This is a genomic window from Anaerobacillus sp. 1_MG-2023, from assembly GCF_030547345.1.
GTDB lineage: Bacteria > Bacillota > Bacilli > Bacillales > Guptibacillaceae > Guptibacillus > Guptibacillus hwajinpoensis_B.
Genome location: NZ_JAUORD010000012.1, coordinates 40706 through 53019, shown reverse-complemented (window position 1 = coordinate 53019; position 12314 = coordinate 40706). Strand labels below are relative to the sequence as shown.

The window sequence follows — 12314 nt, the reverse complement described above, 5'->3', positions numbered from 1 at the left end:
CATAAATGAGCACAGTCATAAATTAACTGAGCTGTTAGGAGGTTATGATGAGCGGACTACGTGAACAAAAGAAGCAGGCAACGAGAAAGACGATCATGGAGGTAGCGAAAGGTCTTTTTCTTGAAAAAGGATATGAAGTGACATCAACAGAGCTTGTAGCTAGGAGGGCCGGGATCGGTTCAGGAACGTTATTTAATTACTTTCCTTCTAAAGCAGAGCTTCTCGTTGAAGTGATGCGAGCGGAATTTACAGGTATGGAAGAGAGGAAGGATCTAAGTTTTGAAGTTCAGGAGACAGCTGAAGCTACCGTTCGGAATTATTTAACGAAGCGTTTGGAAGGCTTCAGTTTGCTAGAGAAGAAGCTTTTTCGAGAATTGATTGTGGCATCATTGAATGCTTATCAAAGTAAACCAGAATTCCTTCAGAGCTTGATGCGGCTCGATTTTATGTTTATTGAAGAGCTGGTTGAACTTCTTAAGGAAATAAGGCGACTAGGTAAGCTTCAAGATCATTTCGAAGTAGAAATTGCCGCTGAGCTTATTTATAGTTCAGTGATGTTTGAAACGCTTATTTACCTTTACCAGGAGGAGCGCAGTCTTGAAGAAGTGTTAGAGCAAACGAGTCGTAAGCTTACATTTATTTTAAAGTGAGGTGAATCGTGATGGACGTATGTATTGTGGGTGGCGGTATTGCAGGATTAACCCTTGCTTATTGTTTGAGTGAAAGAGGAGATCAAGTCACGATTGTTGAGAAATCTCCTTCGATACGAACGGAAGGCTATATGATTGATTTCTTTGGAGCGGGTTATGACGTGGCTGAAAAGCTGGGCATGCTCGATGATTTAAGCCATATTCATTATCCAATCGATTCACTTGCTTTTTTGAAGGGAAATGGCTCGGAAAAATACAGGATTTCCTATCAGTCTCTGCGTGAGTTATTAAACCAAAAGCACTTCAATTTTATGCGGGGAGATCTTGAGACAGTGCTTTATGAGAAGGTTCGAGAACAGGTTACGTTTCGGTTTGGTGTATCTCCAGAGCGAATTGAACAGGATGCGGAAAAGGCACATGTGATTCTCTCAGATGGTATAAAGCTTACATGTGATTTAGTTGTAGGTGCGGACGGTATGCGATCGAAAGTGCGCTCTCTTTTGTTTAAGGAAGAGAAGGAGCCAATTCGCTACATGGGTTATTATACAGCGGCTTATATTGTTGAAGACCCTGCTTTTCGTGAAAAAATTGATAAGAATTTTTATACGTATTCGGAACCGAATCGCCAGGTTTCTGTCTACCCGATTCGAGGCAATAAAGTGGCGACGTTTTTCTTATATCGCTATCCGGAACAACAGGGACATGTGCAAAAGGAAAAAGCACTGGAGCAACTGAATGAATATTTTGGTCATATGAATTGGATTGTTCCAGATTTGCTCGAAGCAGGCAAAGAGGCGAAGGATTTTTACTTCGATGAGGTGTCGCAAGTAGGATTATCCCAGTGGCGAAACGGCAGGATTACTTTTGTGGGTGATTCCTGTCAGTGCATTTCGTTACTAGCCGGGCAGGGTGCTTCCATGGCGATGGCGGGGGCATATACGCTTTCAAAATCGCTTGATCAACATCCCAATAATTTGGAAGCTGCGCTTACGGATTATGAACGGTCGCTCCATCCGGATATCGATAAGCTTCAGAAGTCGGCTAGAAGGTTTGCGAGCTTCTTCTTGCCTTCTTCCTGGTGGGGGATTTTTGTAAGGAATGTATTGACGAGAGTATCGGTATGGCCTGGCGTGAGGAAGTTAGTGAACTTTAGTACGGTGAGGCTACCGAAGTGAGTTTGCGTGAGTTCGCAAGTCGCGAGTGCCTGTCACCGCCCGGAATAGCGCAACTATTGTCGAATATTGAAAACCCCAGCTAAAATTAGTTGGGGTTTTCAATATTAAATACTAATAATTTACTGTAATACGGAGGTGTCATCATACGAATATCTCAGCTATTATCGAAAAAAATTGATCTTACTAGTTGTTGGCTTTCCTTACCTAGGAGGCAATACTGCAGTAGGTACTTGATTATTCTTGATTACCGTTTTAAGAAGTCCACTTGGTGTATCTTGGTTTTCGGATAAGCATTCAAGATCTCCGAAGGTAAGAAAACTATCTTTTGCGCGGGATACCGCTACATTTAATAAACTAGCATTTGAGTCAATGAAATAACAACCATCATCTCTTCCGTATACTGTGGACATAAGGATGATTTTTCTTTCTCCTCCTTGAAAGGTATGGACAGTGCCTACACTAATATTTTCCCTAACTGAAAGTGGTAAAGCCTTTTTGATTTTGGAAACTTGCATCTTAAATGGCGTAATTATACCTAAAAGATTATTAGGGTTTTCATTTGGATAAGCCATTTTAATAAGATCGAAATTTTCTTCTATCCAATTAGCGAGTTCAGTTGCTTCATAATGATTTATTCTACTTCCGGAACTTTTCTTGGATTTTTTTGAAGTTATTTGATAGTGACCGATATAAGGAATCGAAAGGGCTCTTAAAGAATTCTTTTCATCCAAGTCACCTGAACCCCTTGATGGCTCCAAGTTCCCTCTGTAAACCAGCTTGTTGCAATAATCTATGATTTCATCATAGCACCTTCGATGTTCGCTTAGAAATAAACCTCTTTCTTTATTCTTTTCATAATAACAACTTTTTGCGGCCACTTTCATCACACTTGATTGGGATGTATTTAGTCCGTTTTTTCCCAAATTATCAAATTCACTTTTCTTGGTTATGAGCCCTGAAGAGTGTGCGAGTGAAAGATCTAATCCAGGGGAAATGTTCCAAACTGGCTCTATTTGATACACATCTCCAACGACAATTGCCCGCTTAGCGAGAGCAAAAGAGCAGGCAGCTATTTCAGGACTTACCTGTCCGGCTTCATCCACAATTAGTAAGTCAATTTCATTATAGAGATAGTAATCATTACTTCCATTATATGCAAGCAATAATTTTGGAAGTTGGAAAAACGTCATAACATAGCAAGGAGTGATCATACTTAAATTATTATGGAATTGGTTTAGTATATTTTCGAAATTTTTCCCTTGTTGTTTTTCCGTTAACCGTTTCTCTAATATCCATTTGCATTCAAAATAGTGAACAGAAAGCCAGAAAGAAGAGTATCGAATGGTCGTATCGAGAAATTTATTGATCTTGTCTAGAGAATGAATTTCTTCGACTTCTTTATTGTGAGTATAGTAATAAGTGATTTGGTTTAGTAACCCGCGGTAGGTTGTCTTTATGTTTGTTATTTTCTCAAATAGTAGTTTCTTCTCGTGCATTTCTTCTCTTAATTTTTGAGAATAGTTACCGTAATAATCCAGAATATCTTCTCTTGTCATGGCATCATTTAGAGGCATTTCATCATGATTCAAATGAAGTTTTATTAGAGATTTCACATGACGTTTGGAAGCAGGAAGAAAGGGAAGAAGTCGGAATAAAAATGGGGTTTTCATGAAAATCATATCCCATTCACTTACTCTTGATTGATTGTATTCTATTTGATTTACTATATCCTCTTGATCTGATTCAATTTGACTTAGGAAAGTGTCCATACTAATAGGCTCAATACATAGTTCTTCATATTCTTTATAAAGCTCTATAAACATTTTTTGTACTTGATTCAAATGAAGTAATTGATCGTGTATTGCGTTTTTACATTGCTGAACGGTTGTAAACTTGGTTTGAAAAAATTCACTGCACTCATTAATCATATTCTCATAAGAAGATTGTAAGTTTTCTTCACTTTCGACGTTAGTAAAGAAGTTTTCACCCTTCGCATTGGTATAATGAAAATTCTTACTCAGGGCTTCTTTTTCTTTGCTCTTCGAAGGGAAATATACTGCGAAACTATCGACTCCTGTTATCCACCTTTTCTCGAGGTTATGTTCTTTCCACTGTCTTTTTATTTCGCCAAATGATTCAATAATATTTGTAACTGCCTGGTTGTTTGTTGAAGAAGCCACAATTAAAGGAGCCTTTTCTTTCTTTAAAGCTTTTTCAACATATAGGTTTGCTACTATAGATTGTAACAACGTGGTTTTTCCAGTGCCGGGTGGTCCATTAACTGCCAGTATATCTCCGTTTTTCATATGATTAAAATGATTTACACATTCTCTTTGAGAAGGTGAGAGAGGGTATTCCCCGCCCATTTGAGCAACGTGGTTCATCATTTCATATGATGAGTTTTGAATGAGTTCCTTCTGAGGGCTGAATTTTGTATTAATAAAGTTTTTAAACAGTGGTACATTATCTAAGTTACTATTCAATAAATGATCATAAAGGGAAAGAATACTTCGGTTAGCGTTGACTGTTTTATCTTCAAAAATAAAAATATTTTTATTAAGGTTAATATTCCCAACTATTAAATCCATAATAGAGGATTTGGTAACCTGTTCATACATATCTTTGGCAAAATGAAAATAGGTTGTCCAAGATACATCATTAGTTAGTTTATGGAAGTTGTGACTTAAGAAATCATCAAAATCACTCAGGTGACCTATCGCTAGCTCTTCTTCTAGAATTGGGTAAAGATGTTCTCTTGGAATCCACGGGTATTTTCCTTCAGGAGGATGTAAATTTCCATTCTCATCCAAGGTTGCTGGAACATAAAATATACCAGTCAAATCATCGGTGTCGGAGCTTCTTTTTTCTTGAGCTATAAATTCAGTTTTAATCGTTTTTGCTACTATAATAATATTTAATAGATTAGGTTTATTTTTTTTTGTCTCAAAGAACTTCTTGGAAACTTCAACATCGATTTTTCCATTAATAAAGTCTTGTTTGTTCACACTTTCAAAAGTTTCATTTTTAAAGTCTATTTTAAGTTTTGCTGCGAGACTATCTCGAAAATAGTTTGTTATTTTTATATCTAAACCTATGTTCATAAATTCACCTCTGATATTTTGGGTAAAAATGGTACTTGTGATTTAATAAACTATATCATAGAATCCCAACGTGATAGAAGTAACAAAATAAAAGAAAAACCCTGAGTGATTTAACCTATGGGCTTCTCTTAGTCATACCTCAGTTTATTCCATTGGAATTAACTTCACCGGTCCCAGGGTTTCGATCATATCCCCATCACTGGTGAAGAAGACGAAATCCCCCGTTCCAACAATGCTGTCTCCTAGTATGGTGTTTACTGTCGGTAATCCACTTGGGTTATAAACGAAGAAGTTTGTGCCTTCTCCAACGTTCGTTACTTGATACCGACCTTCTGGGATATCGCTGCCAACAATATATTGTCCGGCGCTGAGTTTAATAGGTTCTTCGTTTTTCTTTACAATGTTTTCTTCGAGTTGATCAATCTCCTTTTTCTTTGCTTTGATTGTGTCATCTAGTGTGCTCACTTTATCCTTTTTCGCTTTAATGTCATCTTCAAGCTTGCTCATTTCTTTTTTCGTGCTTTCTTTTTCTTTTTTTAACTTTTCAATATCTGCAGAGACATTTTCCTTCTCATCGAGTAACTTTTTTACTTCCTCAGCTTTTACTTTAGCTTCTTCTAGATTCTGAGTTTCAGTCGCAAGCTTCTCTTCTGTACTGCTCATTTCATTTTGAATCGATAGAAGCTTCTCACCTTCTTCTTTCGCTGCCTTTTCAGATTCAGTAATCTCTGCTTTGATTTTCTTCAAATCCTCGGTGTAGTTTTCTTCAAGATCCGCGTTCCCAATTAACACTCCGATTAAAACGCTGACAAGGATGGTTGCGATTGCACCTCCAATGGAGAGGGTAAGGATTAGGCCTTTTTTCAACACACATTCCTCCGAACATGTCTTAGTAAGCTACTATCCTATATATATTGCTGGGATAGGTCATTTATCACATAAAATGGCGAGTCTGTGTTTCGGAGGGACATGCTATACTGTGAAAAAAGTCGTTTTACAAGAGTGTAAGGAAAGGATGAGAGATGGTGATTTTCCAAATAAAAGTGAGCCTAATTGAGATGAAATCAAAGATTTGGAGACGATTTGAGGTAGATGATTCGATCTTTCTTAGTGAGCTACATGAATACATACAAATTGCTTTTAATTGGTCGAACGCACATCATCATTATTTTATTATGGATCATCGCGATTTATTTACATTAGGTGATGAAGAAAGTGAATTATTCATTGGTCCCACACAAGTAGATTCTCTAAACGCTGGAATGGAAATGCGTGATGAACGTAAAGTTCGGCTTTCCGATGTTTTAAATGAGGAGCAGGTTTCATTAACATACGTTTATGGTTCGGAGGAGAACTGGCGGCATGAGATTTTTCTGGAAAAAGCGTTTAGCGGTCGGAAGGATGCAACTTTTCCAACATGTTTAATGGTTTATAAAGGCGCACCTGAAGAAGGGAAGCGAGATCAGTATGAGCAAGGAAAAATGCTTTCTGCAGGTGAGATGAAGCGTATTAATGAGCAACTTGCTGTTTTTAGGGAGAGTGAGGTAGGTGAGCATGATTTGTGGAAAGAGCTTTTTGAACTTACGATGGTCTATAGAAAGCTTCAACCTTGGAAGTGGATTCATAGCAACGAGATGTTCATTGTAGAAATACCGGGAACGGGTGAAGTTGCTTATTGTTCAGTGCTCGGGATGAATGGGCAGCACTTTGGGCTTGGCGTCCACCTTGGTAATGACGGTCTTGCTTATAAAATGGCGGTAAGGGATGGCCGTGATGATATTCAGACTGTAATTGAATATGAGCGTAGCTTGTTGCTGGCGTTTCAGGCTCGCGATGAGTTAAAGACAGAGGATCTTCGGTGGATTAAAAAGCTGGGGCTTCGTTTTCGTGGTCGGCAGGAATGGCCGGTTTTTAGAAGTATGTCGTCCGGATATTATCCGTGGCATTTTTCTCGAAAGGAAGTACGGACGTTTTGTGAGATCTTAAAGCAAGCGATTCACGTGGTAGAAGAGACGGAGAAGAATGACGCCTACTTGTTAAAAGGTTATGATGGGCGGTGGCGTGCACGGTTGCTGGAGTCAGGTCAGTGGGTAGATGGCGTGATGAATGCTGTTATAGAACCTGAAGAGGAAGAGGTGGTGCTGATTTCCGAGATTGAAATGAGGCGGATTCAGAAATATAGACAGGTGAAAATGCGTCTTGAGTTTGCATCATACTTTGAAGAAGAAGCGATTCAGGAAAGAGATGGAGAACGTCCGTTTTTTCCGAATGTTGTTCTTGGGGTTGAAGATGAAGGGGCTATGATCGTTTATTATCAGGTATTTGAGAGAGTTGATTATGGAAAACAGCTACAGGCAGCACTAGTAGAAATGCTTAATAAACTCGGTTTCTTGCCAGCTGAAATCTGTGTGGATTCAGAACGAATAGCACTCAAGATCTCAGCTCTGACATCCAAAGTCGGTATTAGATTAGTGCGTGTTAATCGTCTACTTAATGTGGAAGAAGTGAGAGAAAGAGTTGAGCGGTGACAGGCACTGCCCGATGTTTGTCCTTATTTGTCGAACAGGTGTTATATCAAAAAGGGATCCTAGCCTCAAGAATGGCACTACTATTTTAAAGCGAGCTCCTTTTTAGCTATAATGAATGTATGAACCGAGCCAAACATTTGGCGGCGTAAGAGGAGAGGCTTATATGTCATCAGATAAACTGAACCATAATAAAGGGGAAGCGCTATACCTTCAAATAAAAGACGTTCTGATCAAACGAATTCAAACGGGTGCCTGGAAGCCGAATACGTTGATTCCTACTGAGCAGGATCTCATCAAAGAATTTGATGTAAGTCGAACGACGATCAGGCAGGCGATTTCGATTCTTGTGCAGAATGGCTTGTTAGAGAAAAAGCAGGGGCGAGGAACGGTAGTCAAACCACAGAATTTGATCGGAAATCTTGGGAAGCTTAGGGGCTTCGCTGAAGAAGTGCTGGAACGTGGACAAACTCCCCATTCAAAGGTACTGAGATCAGAATTTCGTGATGACCTTTACCATGAGAATGATATGTTAAAGGTAAAGGAAGGTGAGCCGATCCTGCTTGTGGAGCGGATTCGCTTTGCTGATGAGGTGCCGATAGCTCTTGAACGAACGTGCTGGCCAAAGGAAATTGGCGAGATTTTAATTAAATTTGATCTTAATCAGGCGATGTATTATGAAGTACTTGAACAACATCAATATTATCTCAAAAAAGCGAGTGAGCGAATCACGGCCATTAACGCCACGATCATCGAAGCAGACGCACTTGGTATTCGCCCTGGTGAAGCGCTCCTGGAAATGACGCGTCTAAGTCTTGGTATAAATGATCATCCGATCGAATATACGAAAACGAAGTACCGGAGCGATCAATATCACTATAATATTGAGCTTGAGAGATAGAGTGAGGTCAGGAAATAAATACATCACTTATTGATAGTAATAACTGTGAACGATAAATGAAAAAGGGTTTGCTCTTCATTTGGAGAGCAAACCCTTTTTTTGACTAGCCTATTTTATTGGTTTAGTTCATCTGCTTCGCAACATGACCCTCATCAAATTCTTCAAGATGCATGAGTTTTTGTAGCTTCTTAGAAAGCAAGAGCAGGATCACACCTAAACTTAGAGCAGCGACACCTAAGTAAATAAAGATTTCAAGGTAGCCTGCTGATGTTGTGAGGGAAGCGATGTACCCTGCAAGGTAGTTAGCAGCAGCGTTACTTAGGAACCAAACACCCATCAATAGTGAAGCGATCTTCACTGGAGACATTTTACTAACTAGAGAAAGTCCGATTGGTGAAAGCGATAGTTCGCCAAGTGTATGGAAGAAATACGTCACAATCATAAATAACATACTAGCTTTTACTGCAATGTTACCTTCATCACTACCGGTCATCATAACCGCCGGAACCATTACCATGAATCCGACACCAAGTAGAATTAAACCGAAAGCCATTTTTGTAGGAATGGCAAAATCACCGCGCTTTGATTTTGCTAGTTTTAGCCAAATGGCTGAAATGATTGGTGCTAGCAATAATACAAACATCGGGTTTAATGATTGGAAGAAGGATACTGGTACTTCGTAGCCAAAGACCGTTCTATCTATGAAATCCCTTGTATAAAGCGTAAAGGAAGCACCTGCTTGTTCGAATCCTGCCCAGAATGTAATGGTGAATATGGCTAGAATTAGAATGACTGAAGTGCGCTGTTTTTCGATTTTTGTAAGCGGCTTAGCTTTTCCTTCAATTGTTGGTGTTACACGGTTACTCGATGGTGTTCTTCCGATATCACCAAGATATTTTTTAGAAAGTAGATTAAAGGTAATTTGTCCGATAATCATCCCAACTGAGGATGCTAGAAATGCATATTTAAATCCAAACGTTTCAACGCCGCCTGTATTTGTATAGAAAATATTAGCGTATAAAAGACCGGCAATTAATGGTGAAATCAAGCCACCAAGGTTAATTCCCATATAGAAAATGGTGAACGCTGAATCTTTTCGCTTATCGTTCTTACTGTATAGCTCTCCAACAAGAGTGGAAATATTAGGTTTGAAAAACCCGTTACCGATAATTAGTAACAATAACCCGGTATAAAGGCCCCATTGTTCTTGGACAGCAAACAGTGTAAAATCACCGATGGCCATTGTAATACCACCAATGGTAATGGCCGTTCTTAATCCGATGAATTTATCGGTTAAATAACCACCAATTAAAGGCGTGAAATAAACAAGACCAGTGTACATACCGTAAAGAAGTAGTGCTTTATCTTGCTCCATCCCCAATCCGCCACTAATTAACTCAGCGGTTAAATAAAGAATAAGAATCGAACGCATGCCATAAAAGCTATAGCGTTCCCACATTTCTGTGATAAACAAAAGATACAAGCCGGGTGGGTGTTTTAGCTTCCCTTTTTTCGTTGGCTTCTCGTCTATGGTGGTGTCCATAATCAAACCTCCAATTTTTAATAACTTCCCCATTTTAGCAAATTATTTGTCAATTTAAAGTATTAATGAAAAAGTGCACCTTTTTAAAATGTTTTTAAATTTGTAAAAATTATAAGGAGGTATCACGGATTCACTGTCGAAAATTGGAGGTTTTTTGATTCGATAATGCCTTTAAACCGTTAGTTTGATCGCATTTAAGAAGGAATGTAAAGACTTATGAAAATTAGACGAAGCATTCTAACGATTACAACTGAATTAAAAAAATAAGGAGAACGACCTAGTCGTTCTCCGGTGATATTTGTCTAGCTGATAAGCTCAATATCATATTCATCAAGCCATGCGTTGATTTGAATCAAGTAGTCGAGTAGACCTTTCATTTGATCGGTATTCATTTCTTCTGCCTCATTCGAAGCAATCGCACGAACTTTTTTCGTATCAATTAATGAAAGAATAGGGGAATCTGGATTGTCGAGAATGTCGATCATCCAATTTTGTACGCCCTCAAGATAAACTGGGTCTTTATCACTTGGATACGCACTTTTCTTACGATAAAGGACATCATCTGGAAGCGCTCCTTTTAGAGCGCGACGTAGGATTCCTTTCTCGATGTTATCGACGTTTTTGTAATCAATTGGAACGTTCCACAGGTATTCAACGATACGATAATCACAGAAAGGTACGCGTACTTCAAAGCCTGTTTTCATACTTGCACGGTCTTTGCGATCAAGCATAAACGGTAGGAATCGTGTGATGAAAAAGTAAGACATTTGACGCTGTTTCGCTTCAAACTCACTTTCCCCTTCAAGGAATGGAATTTCTTCATAAGCTTCTGCAAAACGCTCTTTCTGGTACTGCTCGGGCTGAATTTGTTTTTTCGTTTCTTCAGAAAGCACGGAAGAAATGCCTTTTAGGTTCACGAGCCATGGATATACTTCAGCACCCAGATATTTTTCCTGATGGAACCAAGGATAACCTGAGAATACCTCATCGGCAGACTCACCAGAAAGCGCCACGGTAGCATCCTTTTTCATTTCTGTGAAAAGGAGATAGAGCGATGTTTCGATTTCACCGACGCCGGGCAGATCTCGTCCTCTCATTGGTTCAAGGAGATTTGAAAGCAGCTGGTCCGCTCCGAACGTGACAGAATGATGGTCTGTGCCAACATGGTCAGACACTCGTTTGACCCACGGCTCGTCCATATCGTGTCTGAGGAAATCCTTTTGGAAGTGATCTTCGTTTTGGTCGAAATCGATCGAGTAAGTTCCTAGCTTTTTGTCCGTTTGTTTGAATTCTTGAGCGGCTAGACTTGTTAGGCCACTAGAATCAAGTCCTCCTGAAAGCATTGAAACAACAGGCATATCAGAGATGAGCTGACGTTGAACGGTATCTGTTAAAAGCTCACGAATTGTTTCAGTTGTCGTATCTACATCATCTGTATGAGGCTTTGATTCTAACTTCCAATAGCGGTGCTCTTCGATGGAATTGGCTGTTGCGATCACGTAATGCCCTGGACGAACTTCATCAATTCCTTTGAAAATAGCCTGTCCAGGTGTTCGCATAGGTCCCATTCCGAAAACTTCAGCAAGGCCTTTACGGTCGACTTGTGGCTGCACGGATGGGTGCGCGAGAATCGCTTTCATTTCAGAGCCATAGCAGAGTGAATCGCCCTGTTTTGAATAGAAAAGCGGCTTGACGCCGAGGTGGTCACGGCCAAGGAAAAGCTGCTGTTCTTTTTTATCCCAGATCGCAAATGCGAAGATGCCGTTAAAATGTTTCACGCATTCTTCTTTCCATTCCATGTAAGCGTGTAGGACAACTTCTGTATCTGAGTTAGAAGTGAACGTATGTCCTTTCTGCTGTAGTTCCTGTGTTAATTCTCGATAATTGTAGAGTTCCCCGTTATACGTAAGAACAAGTTGTTGATCTGATGACGTCATCGGCTGTTTACCGCCGCGAGGATCAATAACGATCAAACGACGATGAGCGAGTGCCGCCTGTTCTGATAGCCAGAATCCTTCTTCATCAGGTCCACGGTGAGCAATAGAATCTGCCATTTTCTTTAGCGTATCTTGCTCCGTTGAGAGGTCACCAGACCAGTTAATCCAACCTGTAATGCCACACATAACAATTCCTTCTTTCTTAATAGAATGCTTAAATTTCTAAAGTACTTTCCAATCGTATTCCTCTTATTCGGGGAGGGTCAACATGTGAAAGAGCCTGTAAAAATGGTTTTATTTTCCTTTGTTGGAAAAACAGTAGTGTAATAGTCTTGCTCTTCAGGAAGAGGTGGGAAATAATGGTGCCTGTCACCGCCCGAATAAACTCAAGTTTTGTCGAGCCCTTCTCCTGAGTGTTGCCTACTTGTGGACAATTAATTTCAAGCAGTGATAAAATTAATAAGATGTGGATAAGTATGACA

General features: G+C 39.6%; 8 protein-coding genes. 4 read left to right on the top strand and 4 right to left on the bottom strand.

Going from position 1 to position 12314, the window contains the following annotated elements; genetic code table 11:
- The first annotated feature begins 47 nt into the window (after positions 1–47).
- Together Q4550_RS17870 and Q4550_RS17865 are read left to right on the top strand one after the other, a co-directional pair.
- Positions 48–650, top strand: a complete 603-nt coding sequence (locus tag Q4550_RS17870; RefSeq protein ID WP_303535012.1) for a TetR/AcrR family transcriptional regulator — start codon at positions 48–50, stop codon at positions 648–650.
- An 11-nt stretch (positions 651–661) separates the two neighbouring features.
- A complete protein-coding gene (locus tag Q4550_RS17865) occupies positions 662–1825 on the top strand; it encodes an FAD-dependent oxidoreductase (protein ID WP_303535010.1) in 1164 nt (387 codons plus the stop codon).
- 200 nt (positions 1826–2025) lie between these two features.
- Here Q4550_RS17865 and Q4550_RS17860 read toward each other — a convergent pair whose 3' ends face one another.
- Positions 2026–4926 (bottom strand): AAA domain-containing protein, encoded by a 2901-nt coding sequence (locus Q4550_RS17860; protein WP_303535009.1) that lies wholly within the window; start codon positions 4924–4926, stop codon positions 2026–2028.
- 144 nt (positions 4927–5070) lie between these two features.
- Entirely contained in the window at positions 5071–5793 is a 723-nt protein-coding gene (locus Q4550_RS17855; protein ID WP_303535007.1) for a hypothetical protein, read from the bottom strand.
- Between the two features lie 158 nt (positions 5794–5951).
- Between Q4550_RS17855 and Q4550_RS17850 the strand changes: the two genes are divergently transcribed.
- Complete coding sequence (locus tag Q4550_RS17850) at positions 5952–7454, top strand: plasmid pRiA4b ORF-3 family protein (protein ID WP_303535006.1); 1503 nt, start codon at positions 5952–5954, stop codon at positions 7452–7454.
- 163 nt (positions 7455–7617) lie between these two features.
- Positions 7618–8352, top strand: coding sequence for a GntR family transcriptional regulator (locus Q4550_RS17845; RefSeq protein WP_303535005.1), 735 nt, complete (start codon positions 7618–7620; stop codon positions 8350–8352).
- Positions 8353–8473: 121 nt separating this feature from the next.
- Here the strand turns inward: Q4550_RS17845 and Q4550_RS17840 are convergent, their stop codons facing one another.
- Entirely contained in the window at positions 8474–9895 is a 1422-nt protein-coding gene (locus tag Q4550_RS17840) for a peptide MFS transporter (protein ID WP_303535003.1), read from the bottom strand.
- A gap of 302 nt (positions 9896–10197) precedes the next feature.
- Positions 10198–12018: an asparagine synthase (glutamine-hydrolyzing) gene (gene asnB / locus Q4550_RS17835; protein ID WP_303535001.1), complete on the bottom strand. Its 1821-nt coding sequence runs from the start codon at positions 12016–12018 to the stop codon at positions 10198–10200.
- Between the last annotated feature and the right edge of the window lie 296 nt (positions 12019–12314).

Excerpts from the sequence above, each read along its gene's own strand:
- Q4550_RS17870 (WP_303535012.1), top strand. The coding sequence starts at position 48 with ATGAGCGGACTACGTGAACAAAAGAAGCAGGCAACGAGAAAGACGATC.
- Q4550_RS17865 (WP_303535010.1), top strand. The coding sequence starts at position 662 with ATGGACGTATGTATTGTGGGTGGCGGTATTGCAGGATTAACCCTTGCT.
- Q4550_RS17860 (WP_303535009.1), bottom strand. The coding sequence starts at position 4,926 with ATGAACATAGGTTTAGATATAAAAATAACAAACTATTTTCGAGATAGT.
- Q4550_RS17845 (WP_303535005.1), top strand. The coding sequence starts at position 7,618 with ATGTCATCAGATAAACTGAACCATAATAAAGGGGAAGCGCTATACCTT.
- Q4550_RS17840 (WP_303535003.1), bottom strand. The coding sequence starts at position 9,895 with ATGGACACCACCATAGACGAGAAGCCAACGAAAAAAGGGAAGCTAAAA.
- asnB (WP_303535001.1), bottom strand. The coding sequence starts at position 12,018 with ATGTGTGGCATTACAGGTTGGATTAACTGGTCTGGTGACCTCTCAACG.